This is a genomic window from Parendozoicomonas callyspongiae (assembly GCF_023502345.1).
Lineage (GTDB): Bacteria > Pseudomonadota > Gammaproteobacteria > Pseudomonadales > Endozoicomonadaceae > Sansalvadorimonas > Sansalvadorimonas callyspongiae.
The window spans coordinates 135,261-156,500 of the sequence record NZ_JAMFLX010000005.1; the positions used below are offsets into that span (position 1 = coordinate 135,261).

Here is a 21,240-nt window from a genome sequence, read left to right on the forward strand (position 1 = left end):
TTATATTCTCCACCATTAATCAGGCACTCCCTTAAATATGCCTCCTGCAAACAGAAATGCACTCATTTAGACAACACTAACCAAAGAGCTTTACAGGTCTGGGGAGTATTTTGCAGCTAATACCTCTCAAATTCGAGACTGTCCCGAAAGCGCATCCCCCCTCGTCAGGCACCAGGGCAATGATTCCCTGCAATTATCTGGAATTCATCCATACTGAATAAAAAACGAAATCACCGTTTTATGATGGAATAAGCCAGCAGATTTCAGTACTGCTGGTTCTGGAAGGAGCCAGATACCTTGGAACTCGAAACGCTTCTCAAGCCTGCAGCCCGCAACCTGAAGAAAGAGTGGTCTGCATTCGGCCTCGAAAATATCAAGGCATCCAAATTACCCCACGGCATCGCCCTGAAAACCAGCTTTGAGACCTTTCAGAAGCAGAAGGTCAACCTGACTGGCTTGATGACCCCCGGTATCAATCCGCAGAAAACCATGAACCTGATTGTGGATGCCACTTTCCCACTTCAGCCCATGCGGGATGATTTTCTGCCCGCTTTCTGTGCTTTTCTCCAGCAAAGTACCGGGCTGCTCAGTCCCCTGGCTCTTCTTATGGATATACAGGGGCAGCAGATGGTTGTACGCCAGAGTCAGATTGTCAGTCATGAATATCAGCCGGTGACACTACCCATGCTGGAAGCCGCCAATATGCTGATACCACTGCTGCAGAAGACGGTCAGTGAGATTATCCAGAAAGTGCCTGCACCGGGAGAAGCCAGGCAGATGGCTGACTATGTAGCCACCAGTTACTACGGAGCCCTGCAGAAATGAACCAAGCCCAGACTACACCGCCGGTCTCCGAAGCCAGCAAGAAAGTGATTGTTGATCATCTTAATATGCGTCAGGCCAATCCCCAGGAACAGGAGGATATGGGCATGATGCAGAGCTGGCTGTTCCAGATCGCCGAAAATATCTACACCCAGCTGATCTGCATAGAGCCCAGGGACGATGATCTGACCCTGATCATGATGACTCCGATTGCGATCAAGCCCCATGACGAAGTGCCTATCATGGCATCAGCCCTGGCTGCAGCACTGTCCCCGGTCGATATTATCTCACTGCCGGATCAGCTGGCTCTGCGCCTGATTGTGAGGGGTAACCGCAACACGATTGCCGACCTGATTGACGAAACCATTATCCTGTTCCGCCATGTTGCCGAGTCAGTCTGTGTACCCGCCGTACAGCTGGCCAGCGGAGACCTTAATTTCCAGCAGGCCATGGAGCACGCTCTGCAGGCCCTGCAAAAACCATCGCAATCTAATCAGCCTACTGATCAGCAGGCGTGAATACCCGGATTGGCCCGGGTGTCCATAGAGGGCATACCGGGACACTGTCCCAGCTTCCTTCCCAGGGCCAACCAAGAACAACCTCCCGTCACTACACCCCAACCGCTTCAGTTATTCCCGAACGTCAGCAGGGACATTCTCTCAGCAGTTCTCTAACAGCAGGGAAAAAACTGGCAGGCAGTATTGTTTTTGGCTCCGAGCAGTTCCACTTCGATAAAGCCAGCAGTAAGAAAGACAAAGCCATTGCTGTTGCCGGCCAGGCGCGCACGGTGGTCGGCAAACTCCAGTCTGCCGCCCTCTTTGCCCAGAAAGCGGCAGTCACCGGTGATAAAATCGGCAAAGGCTCTACCAGCACCCTGAACAGTGGGGCTTTTGCCAACTCATTTACCGCCCTGCAAAGTTTATCCCTGGTGACGCAAACCCTGACATTTGCCAAAACTACCGGTACCGGCCTGTACCGGGCTGTCCGTGATATCGCCGCCCAGGGGAAGCGCAAGGAAGCCCAGCAACTTCTTAAGGAATACGATGCCGAGAGCCGGACATTCAATGGCAAGAATGACCCGGAGAAACTCAAAAAGCTGGAACACCTGACAGACTACAAAGGCTCCGACCTGAGCCGTAATAAAAAGCAGATTGCGGTCTCACACCTGGACAGAATCAAGAGCCTGACCGGCAATGGTTTCAGTATCGCAACCTCTGCCGCCACCATTGCCGGACAGGCGGGAGCCTCCGTAGGACGATTCCTGCCCGGCCTGTCCCTTGGTGCCAACTCAATCGCCACCCTGAGTTCTGCCGTCAAGAGTGGCAAACAGATCATTGCCTTGAATAATCTGGCAAAAGCCACGGAGCAAACAGATGACCCGTTGCTGAAGGCTCTGTCGGGACATATCAAGAAAGAGCGTACAACCCATGCCCGCAAACACCTGATCAGCACAGGCACCAGCGCCATTGCCGCCGGGGTGGATATCGGCCTGCTGGCATCAGGGGCAGGAGCCCCTGCGGCATTTATTGCTTCCGGGATTATTGGAACGGCAGCGGGTATTGGCACCCTGGCTTTTGATGCGATTCATAATCGCAAACTTGCCAAGGTCAGGGAAAAAAGCCAGGAGCTGATTGCCTCCGGCCGCCCTCTGAAATCCCTGGCCAGAGAGAATATCGGAGTTGCTGAGAAAGCATTTCTGAAACGACTGCGGACAGGACAGGGGCAGGACCTGTCATCTGCGGTCAAATTTCTGCGGGACTTTGGTGTCACAGATAACACAATCAAAAAGCTTCAGCTTGCACCAGAGAAAGAAGCGATAAAAAAACTCAGGGAAGTGATCTATACCGACAAGGTGAAATTCAAAGGACTGATGCTGAAACAGACCGGCAAGACCCTGCTGCATGTTTCCGGCCTCTCAGCCCTGGGGAAACGAATCAAAGCAGGCAGCCAGTGGCTGGCCGGTAAACTGGAACGGGCGGCAACATATGTTTCCAACAAGATCCAGCAACTTGTTCCCCAGCAACAGACCATTTATTACGGCTACAGTCTTATGGTACCGCCACCAGCAGGACCGCAGTCATTCCATATTCAGGTGCAGATTCCGGAAACACCGTTCCAGTGGAACTTCCATCAATTCCAACGGATGCGCTATACCGTATAAAAAGAAAGGAAAAACGTTATGGCACCTATAGAACTGCTGAAAGCATGGATGACACATGCAGGCCTTGATAAGGATGCACTCGATAAGGAAGGCCGTGTCTGCTCCTTTATCTTTAACGATATCTACCCCGTTTCAGTGGAAGCTCCTGCCTACAGCGATGATCTGTTTCTTGTTGTTGAAATCACGCCTCTGGGCACCGGAGAGATTCGACGCAAACGGCTTGAAACCGCCATGCAGCTCAATGCCTACGCCCTTGAAACCCGTGGCGCAGTTCTGGGTTGGGACAGTGTTGGCGAAAGAATTATTCTGGCGTATCGGGTAACAGCGGAAAGCTCATCTGCAGAACTGGTAGATAATATGATCAGCAACCTGCTTGATATTGCGGAGCAGATTCACCCTGCGCTCGCTCTTGAAGATGATCACAAGGCCCAGAAACAGCTGGATCAGGGTATGGACAATATGTTGCGGGCTATCGTTCCTTAGCTATCGCTCCTTAGTCAATCTGTTCAATAGTGTCGCGGCATCAGTAGTCTGAAACTGACCTGGCTCCTCACGCAGAAACTCGGTCACAACACCATTATCAACCACCATGGCATAGCGGTCTGATCGCACACCCATTCCCCGGCTGGTTAAATCAAGGGCTACATTCATTGCCCGGACAAACTCAGCAGAACCATCACTCAGCATACGGATGCTGCCTTCAGTGCCAATCTCTTTGGCCCATGCATTCAGCACAAATACATCGTTAACAGCGATGCACCAGATTTCATCAATACCAAGATCAATAAAATCCTGATAGTGTTGAATATAACTGGGCAGATGATCACCACTGCAGACCGGGGTATAGGCACCAGGAACACCAACAACGATTACTTTCTTTTTCCAGGCCAGATCAGAGAGACGCTTCTCAACCACACCTTCCTGATCATCATATTCAAACAAGCTGAAATCGGGGAGTTGATTACCAGCCTGGATGCTCATAGAAAAATCCTTTTTCGAACGAGTGCAGATGTTTGTCTTAATACTATAGGTTCTGCTGGCAACAGATGATGTCAGAATCCAGATTACTTTATTTCCGGCGGGCTTTTTTCTTTCCACAACTGGATGAAGAGCAGGATGAAGAGCGGGATGAAGAACTATATCAAGAGCTACTCCTTCGTTTGGATACAGCCAGAAGAGGTGGATGGTGAATCTGCCGGAACTGATTTTTTGCCTGTTGCCAGATAATTTAAATCTACCAGCGCAACAGAAATATCATCATGGGAACCGGAAGCTCTTGCAACCAAGGCCAATATTCTGGTTATTTTGCTGGCAGAATATTTTTTCTGATGAAGCTTTTTCAGAGCAGCACAGGCCCCCTTATCACTGGTTACTTTCCAGAAACCATCACTTCCCAGCAACAGATAGTGATTATTCCAGCCTCCGTCAGGTTTCCTGGTTACAACAATTTGGGGCCTGGGATTGGAACAGCCCTGATAGTTATGGTCACCAATAGACTTAGCCATTGCCAGGGTTTTAGCATCAGGGTTTTTAATTCGTCTTTTGGTTGAATTCAGCCGCCCGCCACGTCTTTCAATTTGCTTGAGATATTTGATTTTTCCCGGGGAGGCCTGTTCCGTCAGACCTTTATAAGTTCCGTCCGGCTTAATCAATAGCTGGTGAGAGTCTCCGGCCTGGGCTGTCCATAAATCCTGCCCATAGAAAGATGAAAGCGTTGCTGTGCTACCTCCGATTTTAAAATGACTTACCAGTCTGTCGGAATCTGTAAATCCATTCTTGTGGGCATTCCAGATAACCGTATCTGTATTGCCCACCCCATCGGAGTAAGTTTTCATTCTCTGTTGAATCTGGTTGACCAATAGTAAAGAGGCCATTTTGGCAACCATCTCCCCCTGCAAACCATGGCCATCAAAAAGGCCAATATTGGGAGGTACCGTATCTTCTTCTTTCTTTTTTTCAGCAATCCCACCAATTGTAAATTCATCCTGCGTCATATGCCCTTTACTATTCTGCAGTACAAAGCATCCTCCCCAGGGGCCGGATATACTTGCCGTGGTCAAACCCTCAGAACGGTCTAATAAGTCATCCAGTTTTTTCTCACATTTTCGATTAAAACATTCCTGGACAGTGGCTTTGACAATTCTTGATTCAGAGCTGGCACTTTCACTGGCACGTCTTAATTTATCCCTGACTTTTTCATCAGAACCTACAACCTGATAATCAAGGTGATCCAATAACTCTGGCGTAATAGGATCAGAAGTGGCAAAGGTGGTCGGCACCCGTATCCAGTCAACATATCTTGGGCCTTCCTTCTGAATATCCGCCAGGGAAACTGTCTTCATATTGATTGACATGCCTGGATAGATAACCGGCTCGGGTGGTAATAACGGCTCATCAGACTGAATGGACACTGTTGGCGGCACTTCCTCAACAACCTGTTTCGTGCCTTTATCCTCCTCAGTACATTCAAGTGAAGGCTTGGGTGAATTGCCTGCAATACTTGGAGGTGTTGTTGAAACTGGTTCTGGATACACTTTCAATTCCCTTCCGGATTAAGTACTGCTTTAGACAGTTTCCTGCGGGGGTATTACAGACAAAAGATAACACCCTTGTTAAAGCCTGCTCTTATAACACGCGTTAAACTGAAACCGACATCACAGCAGCCTTTGCCATCCAGTAAAACCCAGTATCCTGACTTATCAGTTTGCAAGAAATGTTTTGATTTCCCCTAAAAAGAAAAGCCCGCAGATCAGTGCAGGCTTTCTTAAATCACAGTATCTGGCAATTACCACATCAGATCATCTGGAATCTGGTAATCCGCATAAGGATCATCTTCATCAATCTCTTCCTGCTTGCCTTTGTTATTCACCAGCAGGAATTGATCAGCTTCCTCTCCCAGACGCTCAGCCAGCTTTTCAGCCACTTTACCGGAGATCAGCACATAATCCTCCTCTTCCAGCCGAACCAGCGACAGGCGACCTTTGCTCAGCTCGTCGATCTGCTTGTCATCCAGGTACCACTTCTTGATCTTCTTGTTATCAACAAAACTGTAGGTGCTTTCGCCGTCTTTGCGCTCAACCTTGTTGGTGGTCACAATCTGGCGAATCTGGGCCAGCTTCTCTTTCTCTTTACGCTCGGCTTCACGCTGCTGGTTCAGGGCCTTATCACGCTCAACCTGCTTGCGCTTCTCCTCTTCCAGGCGACGACGCTGCTCAACCTGGGGGTCAACGCCCTGTTTCTTTTGCTTTTTCTTTTGTGTACGGGCTTGCTGGTGCTGCTTCTTGCTGGCAATACCGGCACCCAGTAACTGGTCTCGTAATGACTTGCTCATAACTCAGGCAGAGGCATCTGGTAATTAAAAAACAGGCTGCATTATACCTTTCGTGCCAAATTTAACCATGTACCAAAACCGCCTGTTTCTCTAACATGAGAGTCTGGCAGGACTTCTTTCTGGTGTACCGGCATGACCACCCAAGCAGCAATGAGTCAAAACCTATCCTGGGATCTTCCCAACCCGTTTATCCTGAAAATCTCCTGTGCCGGTGAACATGAAGACCGGCTCGGGCATATCAATAATGTCGAGTACCTGAACTGGCTGGAAGATGTCAGCTGGCAGCATATCACCCAGCTGGGCGCGCCCTGGTATACCTGGAAGCAGCATGATGTCGCCATGGCCACGGTGGAAACACGGGTCAAATACCTGGCGGCGGCACATGCCGGTGATCTGATTAAAGTCGCCACCTGGATAACTGAGCATGACAAGCTGAGGGCCAGACGTCAGTTTCAGATTATCCGGATATCCGATGGCAAAACTCTTTTACGGGCGGAAAAAGATTATGTCTGTATCGCCCTGTCCAGCGGCAAACCAAAAAAAATGCCCGGGTTTATGAGTGATGCTTACGAGGCCGGAGTTGCAGCAGCCAAGCCATAACCCTCTATGATTAATGAGGTAAACCAACAACAGGAATTTCGCAGATGGATCTGCCCTATTTCCAGCGGTTTCAAACCTGGTTAAACAAATCACTTCAGGATACAGGTGAGAAACTCGCTATTGGCGAAAGTGAAAATGGTGAGTTTCGTTTCCACACTCCCACCCAGGCATTTGGTCATAATATTGAGCGTTTAAGAGGCCACCTGAGAACATTTATCCAGACACTGCCACATGTATCGGGAAGCCGGCTGGCCAGTCACAGTATTAACCCTGCTTCAGTGGATGACATGCAGACACTGGTCAGAGATATCGAAGATGACCCTGCTTATATTGTTGCCTGTCTGGATCAAGACCTGAAATCCGTCGATCCACTGATACTGCAAAATCAACATGATCCAGCAGCGCTTGAAGCCATCAAAGCACAGGTGGAAGAGTTCACCCGCCCCTGTATTGAAGCAGGCAAAAGAACATTTGCCGTTATACATCTGCAGGCACTGTTGAGTCGGATCAACAAGCTGGGGAGCGAGTTTCAAGATTCTGCGACATTTATGCAGGCTGCCGAGATGATTGCCGAACAGATCCATTCAGCTGCTCAACCTAAAGAAGATATTGACTATACAGCTCTGCGCTCCTTTTCTACTGGTGGGGTTCCTCCCTTCTTTATGGAGTTACAGCCCGACCCGGACTCCACGGGCTGCGGAACCTATGCCGCCAACGCCTTCTTCGGTGGCTCTGCCCTGAATCACCCGGCCAATAGTGATCCCATTGCGGATGCTGATCTTCTTAAACGTATGAGAACAGCGTGCCACCATGCACCTATTGACCAGCCCATGCCCAAACCCGGTGATATCGAGCTCTACCATGACCACTACAGCGATAAGCTGCTGAGCCAGCTGAATGAGATAAAGGCTGACCGCTTTATCCTGATGAGTGGGCTGAACAGCCACTATGTCACCTTTAGAAGAGATCGTACTGGCCAGTGGTATCGAATCGACAGCAGGCAATACCGTGATCAGGAACCCATCGACCCAGCCAGCTACCTGAACAGACTCTATCAGGGGCAGAACATGGATTTTCTGTCCGAGACTGACAGGCATATTTCCATTATCAGCCTGAAAGGCGAAAACCTCTCAGTTGCCATCCTTACTCAGTAATTAACACATTCTGCAAAAAATAGAGGGCGGCCAGGCTCACCAGCCACTAATATGGCGCCCTGCATTTTTCTATTCAATTCGACTTTCCAATTTAAAGGTGGGCAATGGAGTTCCTGTCGCCAGAGATGCTAGTCATTCTGTTTTTTGTCGGCGGTATTGCCGGCTGTATTGATGCCATGGCCGGTGGCGGCGGTTTGATTACCATACCCGCCATGCTCTCAATGGGTATTCCTCCTCTGCAGACACTGGCCACCAATAAGCTGCAGGCCTGCGGTGGCAGTTTCAGCGCCAGCCTCTACTTTGTGCGGGCAGGAGCGGTGAACCTGAGGGAGATGTGGTTTCCCATCGTCTGCACCTTCCTTGGCAGTGCAGCCGGTGCCATTCTGGTTCAGCAGATTCATGCCGAGGTACTGACTGCACTGATACCCTTTCTGCTGATCGGGATTGCAGTCTATTTTCTGCTGTCCAAACGGCTGGATGGTGGAAACCAGCGAGTCACCCTGACAACATTTGCCCTGACCGCCGGTTTCGGCGTTGGTTTTTATGATGGTTTCTTCGGCCCCGGAACAGGTTCCTTCTTTGCCATGTTCTGCGTGGTTCTGCTTGGACATTCACTGCCAGTGGCAACAGCCCATACCAAAGTGCTGAACTTCACCAGTAATATCTCCTCTCTGGGATTCTTCCTGGCAGGCGGGCATGTCATTGTTCCTTTAGGGCTGGTGATGATGGCTGGCCAGTTTATTGGTGCCCGGATTGGTTCCAAAATGGTTATGACCAAAGGGCAGCAGCTGATTCGACCGATGATTGTGGTGATTTGTCTGGTTATGTCGGCGAAGCTTCTTTGGGAGAGTTTTGGCTTATTTTGTTTTTTTTAATGTAAAGCAGCTATTCCGCAGGAGTAGCTGCACGTTCACTTGATACTTAGGAACTATCTAAAAATAACTTCCCGACTAGCCCCTCCGGTGTAATGAGTAATACCTAGTAACCATTACATTGGAGGCTGTTATGGTCACTTATCCCTCAAAGGTAAAAAAGCGCATGAGAGCTTTTTATCAAGCCCTCAACGAAAGAGAACGCCGTCTTTATGCTGCAGTTGAAGCTCTAAAACTTGGCCATGGTGGTATTGGTTATGTATCGCAAGTGCTGAACTGTGATCAAAAAACGATTCACAAGGGAATGACAGAGCTGGATTCAGAAGAAATCATCGTTGCCCCGCAGCGAAAAAAGGGGCCGGTCGTAAACCTGTGACGGAGGTCTACCCGCAACTCATAGAGAATCTCCATACTGTTTTACGCACCCACACGGCGGGTGATCCCATGCGGGAAAATGTAAAATGGACCACTACATGGAAAAAAACAGACACAGCGACAAGGCTCAGAGTGAAGATCAGGGTCATCGACAAGCTTTACAAAGCGGGACGCAAGTATGCAGCAGATTTTAAAGAGATGATGGTCATTCAGTTCGACGACCTGCTTCCTAAATGGAACTATGTTGCCATTCCTGATGCTGTTGGATAAGCAGGGAAGTTATTTTTAGACGGTTCCTTAGCGTTGTTTTTTGTTGAGGGTATGGCCGGCAAAATAAAGGCCAGCTATCGGCGCATAGAGTATAGTGAAAGATTGTTCGATTTTTATTTTCACCAAAACGCAACTGGCAGGTAAAATCCTGAGTAGTGGATGTTCTACCCCACTGCTCTTACCGCATCTGGAATTCAAACCCGTTTTTCAGGCTGAACTCACGGACTCATGATCAATATGTATATTGAATGTCAGTAGTCCCGAAGTTCATCTTCAATCATTGCCTTTGAATTATTTAAATAGTCCTCAAGAACAGAATGAAGAAATAGATCAGTATCAATCATGTATTGCCTGACAGTGTCATACTCTTCTATGATAATTTCCTTATTGCAGTGCATTAGCATTATACTTCTTGCCCGAAGAAATGTACTAACCGATTTTAATCTGGTCGTTATTTTGCCAGTCATATAAGGGTTTTTTCTGTTCATCTTGTGTTTATAGTTTGCATTAATTAAATAAGGTAGCACTGTATAGTGTAGCGGGCCTTCCTTTACCACTTTTTTTGATCTTTTTTTCAATTAAACCAAGTTTTTTTATCGAAAGCAATTCGAGAGCATGATGCAGATCTTCTTGTTTTATGTGACCGTAGAAAAATTGATATATATCCCTTGTCGTGCAACAACCCTTTTCTTTACATATTGTTTTTACTGCATCAAACACATCGGCAGGGGAAATTCCCGAATCACTGGAATGGTTTGTTTTTTGGCGTGGTGTTTTTTGACCTGAGCAGCAGCTTACCTGGTAGAGAGTTTTAGCAAGAATAATATCTTTCTCAGAAACAAAATCCCTGAAATCAATGAGGGCCAGGTAGGATGCAATCCTTATAATATTAATATCTGACTCATTATTGCAAAGGTGGAATTGTGAATTAGCAAAGATTTTATCTGGACTGGTTGTGTAATCTATAAATGTCATATCGGTATAATAAACTCCATCACATGATAGATTGCTTTTGGATATTATGAAATCAGCCAGATTGCACAGACAATCAATAAAGTAATCCTGTATTTCAGGTTTTAATTTTTTAACTGACCCGGAGTATTTACTAAGATTAAAAGACAGGGGTGGGTAATTAGAATATTCGCCATTAAAACACTCAAATAGATCATTGATAAATAAATCACTGCATGATGCTACTATTAATTTTTTTGGGGCAGAAACTTTAGTGTGGAATGGTTTGAAGTAATCCATGAATTTCTGTTCTGGCAAATCAGGTGTATCTTTTATCAATTGGCTTCGGAATTTGAAATGAATATCGAAGTTTGCCTTCAGTTTCCCTATTTCATGCATTTTGCTAAGTAGAACAAGGTGTGAAAATATTAGGTCACTATCATCTTTTCTCGCTAATAGATACAATAAGCAGATATTTAGATGTATTTTTTTTCCTTGTGGCCTCAGGCATACACACATATCAATAAGGCAGGAAAATATAAAAATAAAAATCGTGCCAACCACCGCGGTATCATAAGAGGTGTCCGGTTGATGGTGCATCAAATATTGTTTTATCAGACCAGGAAAGTCTTCCGGGTTAAGCTCTTCCATAAAGGGCTGTGATGGATTGAAATCTTGCATAATAATTGGACGCTGTCCGTGTTGATAAAGGTTTGAAAGAAAGGTGGCAGAGTATATGAAATCAATTAACAGGTTACTTATTCCTGTTTGGCTTCTTTTTAGCTCCAGCACACTGTATAGACTCCAAACAAAATAAAGATCTAATGTCGTATAATTTTAGAATTCGAAATCTAAATATCAAGGATTTGTGATTCTTTTTTTATAGCAATAAATTATTACAATTATCTTTATTATTGGCCTATTCATAATGCAATAAAAATACTGCCCAGAAACAAGTTTTATATCATTGCTAATGCTCACTCGTCTCTGCATGTTGGAGAATTCGGATAATGTTCTTAAAAAATGAAGGTCAAGACAGTTCATCAGAATGGATCACAAGGGTTAAAGACCTGATGCTGAAAAAAGGGATACAAACGTGCCAGGATCTTGCTTACCATTCTGGGGTTTCTGCAGGGTCTCTGAACCAGGCACTGCGTGGCATGCACATGCCAAAGCAGGTTACCATTGAAAAGATAGCTACGGCTTTAAACACAACTCCTCAATATTTACTTTATGGTGATAACTTACGAGTTATCAAGAAAGTTCCTTTTCTCAACTCACCTTCTCAGGTGGGTGGCTGGGTGAAAGATAAAAAAACAATCCTTGACTCCATTGAGTGGATAGACTTCCCGTCGACCTCAAAGATGCCCACCCCTTCATTTGCAACCAAATTGCTGAATACAGATATGGAGCCACTCTTTCAACCTGGCGATATTCTGATTTTCAATAGTGTCGATAACAGTGATTTTATCCATGAACGAAAGGGGTTGGCTCATTACATTCTTACTCTTGAATATGGTCGAGACTTTAAGCCGCTGAAATGCCTGTTTGGTATATTGTCCTTAACGAACTCCGGCATGTATCTGGATACCATTGATAAGCGCTTCACGCCGATGCCTATTGAGGGCAATTGTAAAATAGTTGGCGTTCTTGTCTACCAGATGCGGGATTACAGCCACTATAAAAGGGTGTGATATTGCTATCACACCCTTTTATTTCAGGGTAAAAGTGATTAATAAATGTTCAGGTATTCCTGGAACAACTGGTTGATGTAGTTAATGCTGTCGTTGTCATTGAACTCTGGTAAGTAGGCGCTTACCGCACTTCTGACTTTTGACTCCAGCTTGCCGGTTGTCAGATCGGGCTCGTAGATGTATGGCTCAAGCAGTACAAGCAGCTGATGATTGCTTGTGAACTTGTCGCCAATTTTATTCATAACGTCTTTGGAACCCGGTGTTCCTGATGAAGGAGGCAGGATACGGCTGACGTAGGTGACCCTGTGAAGCAGGCGCCAGGGCTTCTGCTTTTCATTGTCTGCCAGCTGCACTCCTGGTTTTAACACATTGCGCAGAGCCACGGCTGAAGGACTACCGTTCTGTAGCAGCCATGCGGGGTCAATCACCTGGTTTCTGAGATGCTCAAATGAGTCTTCAGATGGTTGCAGGAAGAATGTGTAACCTCGATAGGCATCTACTTTACCTGGTCTCAGTATGGGAGCAGCTATGGTGTAGTTCGTATCAGGATAACCCGGATTGACCAGGGTTCTGACACTCCTGAAGGCCGCATCACCCACTTTGCTGGCACCAAATTGTGACTTTTCAGCGTCATTGACTGTATACAAATGCAGATCTCGGTCAGGCGTTACCTCTGCAGCAAGACCGAAACCGGCACTCTCTGTTTTTGACTTACTGCGGGACAGTGTCAGGCTGGCATCGGCTGTCGCTCCAATATCGATGCCAAAGCCAACGCCACCGAAGAGTGCTTTTAATTTATAGTCGGCTTTAATGCCAAACTTGAAGTTAAAGCTGCCACTATAGGATTCACTGATGGATTCAGTGTAATTACTGGTCTCATTATACATACCACCATCGGCAGTCCAGATGTACCTGCTGTATATGTCTACGGCATGAACAAGTTTCGGCGGTGTGTACTCTGATTCTTCACTGTTTGAGCTGTCCACATATCCAACAACGGAACTCTGCTGAGCTTCTGGCAACCCAAGTGAATAGTCAAAGGTTCTGAGTTTTGCCGAGTTCCAGCTTTCATACTCGGCATCAATTTTCGCCTGTTTGTCATCAACTTCTCTCACCAGTTCATAGGTTTCAGAGGGTTTATAGTAACTGTATTCACCATAGCTTCCGCTTTGCGGGTAGTCTGGATCTTTGACCAGTTTGTAACCGGTATCCGCTGTGGTGAATCCAAGTTTTCCGTCCAGAGTACCCTGCTTGATATAGTTGGGATTCATGGGGAAGGTGATGATATTCCGATCTCTGGGAATGTCGGCATTAGGTACCATAAACATACCCACCAGAGCCTTGTTTTCTCTCACTCTCAAGCCATAAATATCGGCAGTGAGTGATTCCACCAGGGCTGTTCCGTAGTTTTTAGGTACAAAACGTCGCTGGGGAGTCCAGTACCGCCCGTCAGCTCTTTCCGGTTCCCATTTGCCGCCAAGAGATTGCTTGAATACCTGACTCTTGGTCAGTGAGCTGCTGAGTGCTTTCTGAGCACTGAATCCTCCTCCAAAGTAAGTTGATATACCCCCGGTGATGCCTCCTTCTCCCTTGGCTCCTGTGAACTCAACCCCGAATCCCAGGGGGGCTACCTCTACGTTAGCGTCAAAGTCGAATAAATAGCCGCCTTCCACTGATAAACCAACGCCGCCTGAATCAGATCTTGACAGCCCCCAGGAGTACTGGTCATTGTCACTGGTGGAAATATTCACTGAAGAGGATCCGCCATAGGAATCGGCTTCGCCCAGAATAAGACCTGTTGAAGTCAGGTTTTCTCCCGGAACCGGAGGTGCTCCTTCACTGTAACCGATGATTTGAGGATCTGTCTGTCCCTGGCTCAGCCACTCGGTATAGAGCTCTGCTACAGGCACACCGGTAAAGACTTTGAGGGTACCATGTTCAACCGAGGCATAAGCGGACTTGCGCATAGCACCCGCTACTTTGTTGTCATCATCAAGATAGACTGCATTATAAAACCCGCAGGTTACTGGCTCAGATGCGCTGGTACGGGTGTGATAGGGTGATGGCAGGGACTGGAAGTAATTGGAAACATAAGGTGTTCCTTCATTACTGATGGGGGCAACGGACAGTCTGTTTGAAGCATCACTGGTGCCGTTCTCACTCAATGTAAAACCTGTACCCGCCCGGTTGTACGCTTTCTTCTCCCTGAGGTTGAAGTCATACAACAGGGCAAAGTCATTCAGTACACCAGGCGAAGCGCTGAAAGCGGATTGAATGATATCAACCTGGGACCTGGCTTTTTTCCAAACCCTCAGCTCACCCAAATGCCCATAAGCATATTGAGGGTTTGAGCTGGCATTGGTTCTTCCTAATATAACTTTTCTGCTATCGGAGAATATATGGCCGTGGGCAGTGCTTTCCTTAAGGAGTGTGATGGCTTTTCCATCCACAAAGAGTTTTGGCTGGTTGGAAGAATTAGCCAGACTCCAGGAGGTGTGGGGAACATTAAAGTAACGTCCATTACTTGGAGTTTTTTCATCATAGGCCCGGTTCCCTGTCTTTTCGTCAAACTTCCAGTAAGCGGCCAGATCAGAGTTGCTTGTATCAATATCAACCAGATGTGTACTTGCTGCCAGATCTGCCCCCCATATGACCAGCCTGCTGATCTCTCTGGTGAGGCCAGTATCTATACCGAACTCCAGTGTGTTGGTTGAGCTGGAATGAAAACCATCGACATAAAACGTGCCTGATTTCACTGAGCCCAGCGCTCTCTCCACACCACTGTCTACAGAATAAAGATAAATTTTACTGGTCACCTTGAAGTTTCCAGTATCGCCGCCGCTGGAAGGCGGGGTGGTCACACCGTTGACGACATAGGCCTCATCATTCACCGTAACGGTTGAGCCGGTAGGAACAAACCCGGAGATATCCCCCATATCTGAGTAATTGATATTGGCTTCTTTGTTGATGGCCACAACGACTCTGTACTTTTTGTCAGCTTCCAGAGAAGTGTCGTGTGTCACCTTATGATCATCGTTATCAGTGTCGGTAAACTCAAACGACATTTTCCCATTATTCTCAATGGCAATCTTGAAGTTGTCACGACATTCCAACAACGATTTGGTGCTGTTAACAGTGTCCACCAAAAAGTCAAGCGCTATAGTACATGATGCATTAACGGTCAGAGCGTTACTGGGGGGCGCTGATGTTATGGCTGGCATATTCCCGGTCAGACGTATGCCGGTAGATGACGGTGCAACAACAGCAATATGCCGCATGACAGCTGCAGGGAATGCATCTTCGGACAGGTAACTTTTTCCTGATCTCTGCAGACGAGCCTTGAGAGAAGTGCCTGATTGGTTTGCCGCTATCAGCGACAGCTCAAGCTTATTCCCATCATCGTCATCGTCAAGGCAAAGCAGGGGGTGAGGTTTCGGAGTCACATCCGTTTGATACCAGTCTGGATGGACGTAGGGCTTATACCAAGCCTCTATCGTAAGGTCATTGTGCTGATCAAATGGCAGTTTTCCAGTGGCACTGTCTTCCAGGTAATTGCTGCCATTGAATTCAATGCCCCGGTCAAGAGTACCCACGCTCCAGCGGTTACTAAGAATCGATTTTGTCGGAGCCAGGTCAGTAACATTTTTGATATCACCCCCCCTGGAGGATTTTTGAGCAAGCTTAACCAGCCTGCTTCCCTCACCAAGAAAACCACCACTTTCCAAAGTCACTGAGCTGTAGTTGTAGACAACAATGTCGGGGGCCAGATTACTGGCACTGGTGAGTCTGGCAGCTTTACCATTGAGAACGGTCGCAAATTTCTGGGCTGCTCTGGGGACGTTATTCCAGGTTTCGCTGAGGCCAAGCTGGGTATTGGTCAGCAATACCTTACACAGTGACTTGTCACTGTCATGATCCGAGATGGTGATTCTGGTGTTCTGATATTCAATCTCTGTTGTAGGAGCGCTGGCGGCCATGACATCATTATTACCTGCCCTCAGAATAAATATTGGCCGTTCTGCATCGGTCATATAGGACAGGCTTTCAAACCGATGGCTACCGTTCTTGTAAAAGAGTTTCAGGCCTCCCGAGCCGGTTTGCATAAGAGAAGGAGGTGTAGTGGCCTTGATATTGAGAAGTGAACCTTTCACGGTCAGCCCTTTTGGGTCCATACCGACAATGGGCATCAGAAGGTTTTTGCCGCTCTGGTAAGTGCTGGTGAATGTCTCAAGACGGTCATTCGCTTCGGCGTAGATGAAGTAGAGATCCATTATCAGACCCAGTAAAAACAGTGCCGGGTCCACCGTGATTTTTTTAGTCTGGCTGGATTCTGAATACCGGTAGACTGTACTGGGCCACAGATAGGTTTCAGGGTTATTGTTTATGGTGCCTATAAACCGGGCCTGTTGGCCCGACCAGCCGAATTCACCGATAGCATCCAGGAAGAGGCAATACCCATCCAGCTTTTTGTGACCCAGCTCAGTATCTGAAAAGTAGTCAACCGTGTTTGCTGGAAAGCTTTGAGCCGTGCCACCTGCGAGGATGTAGCGGTAATTGGTGCTGTATGAGTTTGTAAGAGCTATCTCCGTTGTATCAAGGGGGGGCTTTTTCAGGGTGTTACCATCGTAAACTGCGGCTCTGTTGTAAGCAGTGAGCAAAGCTGAATTCCCTTCCACCAAGGCTTTCAGGCTGCTGTTTGAGTCAGAGAAGGAGTACCCCAAGTCACACGAGTATTCGAATTTCTTCGACAGATTCATTAAAGGGACAGGGGGCGGGGTATTGTCACCCAGCTTTGTCAGGAAACGGTTGGTCACCAGATAGCCGGCGGCAGAATCATAATTAGCTTTATGGGTTTCCACCTCTTTCTCAAGGTAACGGATATGTTCAACCGCACTGGTGCTCATTGAGCCAGGGTCACTAATGTTCTTCAACGGCAATCGGGTGGTCGTGTTGGCCAGAGTTCCGTCTTGGTCAAGACAGAAATCAATAGTGGCAAGATCATTGACCCCCGATTTTTCAACCTGGGCGGTTACCATAAGACGTTTGTCGCCTATGATACTGTGCCGGTCGGTATCGCTGGCCGAGGCAACCTGTTCTCCCTGATAGTGCTCAATAGCCAGCCCTTTAATATCAGTGAATTTGACCCCATCGGCATCCGTCAGCTGATATAGCCTTTTGACCAGGCCGGTGCTCTCATGCTGTTTGGCTGAGGATTTCACCCAGAACAGGTCAACATCCAGTGTTGTGCCATTACTTCCCTGGCCTGGCTGTAGAGTTGCCGTTCTGCCTTCTCCTGATAAATCGAACACCTCAGAACCGGAGCCTTCATTAAAGGCATAGCAGGCTTTAAGCCCTGGTTCGGTGGTATTAGGCACGATCTGTGTGACGGCATTGAGGGTGTTACTGTTGAGGCTGTGCGACCAGATCTGCAGGTCATCCATCAGGCCGGCAGACTTAACTCCACCGAACACAAATGTGTTCCGGGTAATGGAATAACTGCCCAGTGCAGGTCTTGCGGGAGGGTTTTCCCTGTAGTTGGACGTGCTTTTCGGAATAGCATCCACATAGACAGTAATCACCCCTTCTTTAAAGCAGATCGCATACTGATGCCAGTTTAAATCGCCAAGAATGGATTCGACCTTGTAGTGTACGCCGTATACACTGACGTGCAGGCTGTTGGCATTATCAATCCAGATATACTGATGATGATCAGTATGTGAATGCATTAGCCAGACCACTCCATCAGTGCTGGCCGGAATCTTCCCGGCTCTGAAGCGAAAGAGAATACTGAAGTCGATGGGTTGACCGTTTGTGAGAGAAGTTGGCGTGGTTTTATAAAAAGGATTATCAACTTTCAGGTAAGCGTTCTCGGCAAGTAAAACGGCATACCCGGCAGTCCCCGGTTTACCCTGGGTTGGAATCAAAGGCTTATTCTCATAAGGGTCAACTCCGGGGCGGCTCTGGAAAACACGATCACGATAGATAGGGTTGGCACTGGTATAAAAGGTTTTTCCCTGAGTGTTAAACAGCCCGTCACTGCTGGATGGAATGCTGAAGTATCTGAGGAGTTTACGTTCACTCTCTGTTGCAAGAATCGTCCAGCGCCAGTCGCTGCCGGTTGATGTCGGTGTAATATTGACGGAAAACTGTTCGTCGTCCAGATCGTTTATAAATGGCAACTCGTGGGTTGGTTCAACAAAATAGTTACCATTGGGGTCTTTGACGGATTTACTGTCGTCAGAACTGAAAGCGCGGTATTTATTGCCGCTTCGCTGGTAGCGGGACTCCAGCCGGGTAACCAGAAAATCGCCCTGGACAATAAAACGGTCAATAAGCAGTGTGCTGTTAACGATAGGTTGTTCATTTCTCCGGGGAACAATTTTGGTGGTAGTGCCAGAGTACGTATCAGTATCGGAGGCTGACTGCCTGGCCAGTATGATATTGTTACCATCGGATAGAACATCAAAGGGCGCACCCGGTGCAGACAGATCGCCAGTTGATTTTTTGAATAGATTTTCTGCATATGTGGACTCGCTGCCACTGGGGTTAAGTCCACTGGTATCAAATCTGTAGTCATCTAAAACAGAATACCCGACCTGACGCAGCTCTGTAGGAAACTGCAGCTGCCGTACTTCTGATGGCCAGAACGACGCATCTGTCACTGGTATTCCAGAACGCTCTGCCTCTGCCCGGGTGTTCTCATCAACCTTGGGTTGGCAGACGGCATAATAAATTCTGCGGTCGGAAGCCATACCGAACAGAATCAGTTTTCCTTTATGCTCCACCATTTTGGCGTGTTTAAAGGCGTATGGTTCTGGTAAAGAGAAGGTTCTTTCCAGTGGTTTTGTAAAGCTGCAGCTGTCTTCATTCATATACTGGCAGACAGCGGTTTCGTCCAGTGCATCCAAAAACATGCGAACCGGACCTATTTTTACACCCTTGGCAAAAGCCAGCCGGGAGTTGGCTGGTACAGAGCCATATGTGGCAGAAGAAGACGGTGCGCCAATATAACCATACCTTTTTCCGCTGCGCCCGATATGGCCAGGATGACCAGATGCTTGTTGGCTATCCAGAGCACTATCTACATAGATAGATTTTTTATTATCAGCGCCATCAAATACCGCTGTAATAAAATGCCATTGACCGTCATTCACCTGAACGGATGATTGAACGTCACTTGTTGTATCATTGTCAGCTGCAGTGACAAAGCTGACCTTGCCAGCACTGGTAATCGCCAGTTCGAAGTACTTGCCTTTATCAAAGGAAATAAGAACGGCATCGTTGCATGAGGAAGGGCAGTTGATCCAAATGCACAGTGACAGCTTTTTTATGGCTCCATTACCATCAAAACTGACAGTATTATCCAGAGCGATATGGGGGCTGCTGTCGCTGCTTTTCTTAAGATAGGGAACCGGGGCCTTGTTGTCATTGGGTTGCACACTGACGTTGGATAACACAGCATTTGCTGTGGTGCCATACTCTCCCTTCAGCTGGTTATTTGTGGATTGCAGGTGTGAAAAGTCGACTTTCAGGCCAGAGGGTGAGACATATTCGCTGTAATAGGCAGAATGTTCATCATTACTGATAAAGCGCTGTTCCAGCCTGACCAGACCTATATCCCCTGCGAAATGTGTTAACTGCCCGGTATCCGTTGGTGTGATTCTCTGGCCCACTGCCATTCTGCTGGTTTGATTGCTCTTCCCGAAGTATAAAGACGGCTCTACAGCCTTAACCGCGTTTTGAGCTCCGTCAATCAGCAGGCCAATGCTGCCCTTTGTGGCATTAACACGGAGAGACAGCAGGTGCCAGCTATTGTCAGCAACACTGCCTGTGCTCTTCATCTCTATCGAATGAGATGAGGTGGAATTATCCCGAATCCGGGCAATCAGTTTACCTCTGTCAGAACCAGAATTTTCAACCCAGGCCTCCATAAAGTTATTGCTGCCAGAGAAAATAACCTGTTTACCGGCGGAATTTGCTGGAATCCGGAACCAGCAACTGAAGGTGAAATTCTCAAGATTACCATCCCCACTGCCAAAGGAAAGATTATCCGGGAGGGATAAACGGCAGCTCTTACTGGCATTTCCCCTGATATAGGAGAAGCGTTCCCCTCCGAAATACTCGGTGTTTCTTGTGAAGCCGTCCAGCTGTGCATGAATATTATTTCCGGAATCATCAATGACATTATTTTCACTGACCTTATCGAACGGATAGATCGCAAGATAACGGTTTTCCGGTGTCAGGCTGTTAGGCCGTGCTTCCATCATATCCTGAAGTTCAGACTGGGTTTTCAGCTCAGGGAAGAGATGAACCGGCCCGATAGAACCATTGAAATTATCGGATGCTGCGTTAGTGGTTGGGCGGGCATGCAGGTACTCGTTGTTATAATTTGACATCGAACCAATGCATCCAGTCCGGTAATTGTTCCGGACAAGAGAACCTGATAGAGCCGTTGTGGTTGTTTTTACTCGTTTACCATCGATATAGATTTTGGCGGCATCGCGATCCTTATCATACACACCGGCAACAAAATGCCAGTTATCATCATCAATCACATGGCTGCCATCGGATACGGTTCTTACTTTAGAGACCACGCGCTCAGAATTTTTTGAAACCACAAAGGTCAGGTTGCCTTTTGTGGCCGAGCGGTTTCCATAGGCTGAATTCACCGATAGTCTTATAATATCGCCATAGCTGATCAGCACCCTCTCTTCACTGCCATCGTTTTCAGAGGGGGCTCCAAATCCGGCTGGTAACTTGACCCAGGCACAGAGTGTCAGGTGGGAATTCTTGGCATTAAAAAAATACTCTTCTTTATTTATATTTACAAAGCTGTCTGTGCCATTCTTTGATTCAAGATAGTTGAAGGGAATTCCAAAGTTTGTTTCAGTGTGATGTGAAAAACCATTTACGGAAGACAGGCCTCCTGACACTGAATCGGCGACGGAAACAACTTCATTGTTTCTTTTGTTAATTTTTCTACTTTCAAAATCAAACGATAGCTTTGGTA

At 47.3% G+C, this 21,240-nt stretch carries 16 protein-coding genes; 10 read left to right on the forward strand and 6 right to left on the reverse strand.

Features of this window, described 5'->3' with window-relative positions; genetic code table 11:
• The first annotated feature begins 297 nt into the window (after window positions 1-297).
• Genes M3P05_RS05415 through M3P05_RS05430 form a run of 4 tightly spaced genes read left to right on the forward strand, consistent with a single transcriptional unit; the run spans window position 298 to window position 3,466 of the window.
• Window positions 298-825: a hypothetical protein gene (locus M3P05_RS05415; protein ID WP_249698386.1), complete on the forward strand. Its 528-nt coding sequence runs from the start codon at window positions 298-300 to the stop codon at window positions 823-825.
• Complete coding sequence (locus tag M3P05_RS05420) at window positions 822-1,340, forward strand: hypothetical protein (RefSeq protein WP_249698387.1); 519 nt, start codon at window positions 822-824, stop codon at window positions 1,338-1,340. The genes M3P05_RS05415 and M3P05_RS05420 overlap by 4 nt, the downstream gene beginning before the upstream one ends.
• Window positions 1,337-2,983 carry a hypothetical protein gene (locus tag M3P05_RS05425; RefSeq protein WP_249698389.1) on the forward strand — a complete coding sequence of 549 codons (1,647 nt, stop codon included), beginning with the start codon at window positions 1,337-1,339 and terminating at the stop codon, window positions 2,981-2,983. Before M3P05_RS05420 ends, M3P05_RS05425 begins: the two co-directional genes overlap by 4 nt.
• A gap of 18 nt (window positions 2,984-3,001) precedes the next feature.
• On the forward strand, window positions 3,002-3,466 hold the full coding sequence (locus M3P05_RS05430; protein ID WP_249698390.1) for a CesT family type III secretion system chaperone: 465 nt from the start codon (window positions 3,002-3,004) through the stop codon (window positions 3,464-3,466).
• On the opposite strand, the gene M3P05_RS05435 is transcribed toward M3P05_RS05430, so the two are convergent.
• From M3P05_RS05435 to M3P05_RS05445, 3 genes are all read right to left on the reverse strand, one after another.
• Window positions 3,467-3,964: a peroxiredoxin gene (locus M3P05_RS05435; protein ID WP_249698391.1), complete on the reverse strand. Its 498-nt coding sequence runs from the start codon at window positions 3,962-3,964 to the stop codon at window positions 3,467-3,469.
• Between the two features lie 167 nt (window positions 3,965-4,131).
• Window positions 4,132-5,517, reverse strand: a complete 1,386-nt coding sequence (locus M3P05_RS21075; protein ID WP_249698392.1) for a PP2C family serine/threonine-protein phosphatase — start codon at window positions 5,515-5,517, stop codon at window positions 4,132-4,134.
• A 251-nt stretch (window positions 5,518-5,768) separates the two neighbouring features.
• Window positions 5,769-6,314 carry a DUF2058 domain-containing protein gene (locus M3P05_RS05445; RefSeq protein WP_249698393.1) on the reverse strand — a complete coding sequence of 182 codons (546 nt, stop codon included), beginning with the start codon at window positions 6,312-6,314 and terminating at the stop codon, window positions 5,769-5,771.
• A gap of 132 nt (window positions 6,315-6,446) precedes the next feature.
• Between M3P05_RS05445 and M3P05_RS05450 the strand changes: the two genes are divergently transcribed.
• The 5 genes from M3P05_RS05450 (at window position 6,447) to M3P05_RS05470 (ending at window position 9,585) form a co-directional block, all read left to right on the forward strand.
• Entirely contained in the window at window positions 6,447-6,914 is a 468-nt protein-coding gene (locus tag M3P05_RS05450; RefSeq protein WP_249698394.1) for an acyl-CoA thioesterase, read from the forward strand.
• Window positions 6,915-6,958: 44 nt separating this feature from the next.
• Complete coding sequence (locus M3P05_RS05455; protein WP_249698395.1) at window positions 6,959-8,068, forward strand: hypothetical protein; 1,110 nt, start codon at window positions 6,959-6,961, stop codon at window positions 8,066-8,068.
• 125 nt (window positions 8,069-8,193) lie between these two features.
• A complete protein-coding gene (locus M3P05_RS05460; RefSeq protein ID WP_249698396.1) occupies window positions 8,194-8,943 on the forward strand; it encodes a TSUP family transporter in 750 nt (249 codons plus the stop codon).
• Between the two features lie 130 nt (window positions 8,944-9,073).
• Window positions 9,074-9,316, forward strand: coding sequence for a hypothetical protein (locus M3P05_RS05465; protein ID WP_249698397.1), 243 nt, complete (start codon window positions 9,074-9,076; stop codon window positions 9,314-9,316).
• Window positions 9,313-9,585: a hypothetical protein gene (locus M3P05_RS05470; RefSeq protein WP_332842000.1), complete on the forward strand. Its 273-nt coding sequence runs from the start codon at window positions 9,313-9,315 to the stop codon at window positions 9,583-9,585. The genes M3P05_RS05465 and M3P05_RS05470 overlap by 4 nt, the downstream gene beginning before the upstream one ends.
• Window positions 9,586-9,836: 251 nt before the next feature.
• Here M3P05_RS05470 and M3P05_RS05475 read toward each other — a convergent pair whose 3' ends face one another.
• Together M3P05_RS05475 and M3P05_RS05480 are read right to left on the reverse strand one after the other, a co-directional pair.
• Window positions 9,837-9,989 (reverse strand): hypothetical protein, encoded by a 153-nt coding sequence (locus tag M3P05_RS05475; RefSeq protein WP_249698400.1) that lies wholly within the window; start codon window positions 9,987-9,989, stop codon window positions 9,837-9,839.
• A 103-nt stretch (window positions 9,990-10,092) separates the two neighbouring features.
• Window positions 10,093-11,328 carry a hypothetical protein gene (locus M3P05_RS05480; RefSeq protein WP_249698402.1) on the reverse strand — a complete coding sequence of 412 codons (1,236 nt, stop codon included), beginning with the start codon at window positions 11,326-11,328 and terminating at the stop codon, window positions 10,093-10,095.
• A 218-nt stretch (window positions 11,329-11,546) separates the two neighbouring features.
• On the opposite strand from M3P05_RS05480, the gene M3P05_RS05485 reads away from it, so the two are divergent.
• Complete coding sequence (locus M3P05_RS05485; RefSeq protein WP_249698403.1) at window positions 11,547-12,230, forward strand: helix-turn-helix domain-containing protein; 684 nt, start codon at window positions 11,547-11,549, stop codon at window positions 12,228-12,230.
• A 38-nt stretch (window positions 12,231-12,268) separates the two neighbouring features.
• Here M3P05_RS05485 and M3P05_RS05490 read toward each other — a convergent pair whose 3' ends face one another.
• A complete protein-coding gene (locus tag M3P05_RS05490) occupies window positions 12,269-21,163 on the reverse strand; it encodes a LamG domain-containing protein (protein ID WP_249698405.1) in 8,895 nt (2,964 codons plus the stop codon).
• Window positions 21,164-21,240: the final 77 nt, after the last annotated feature.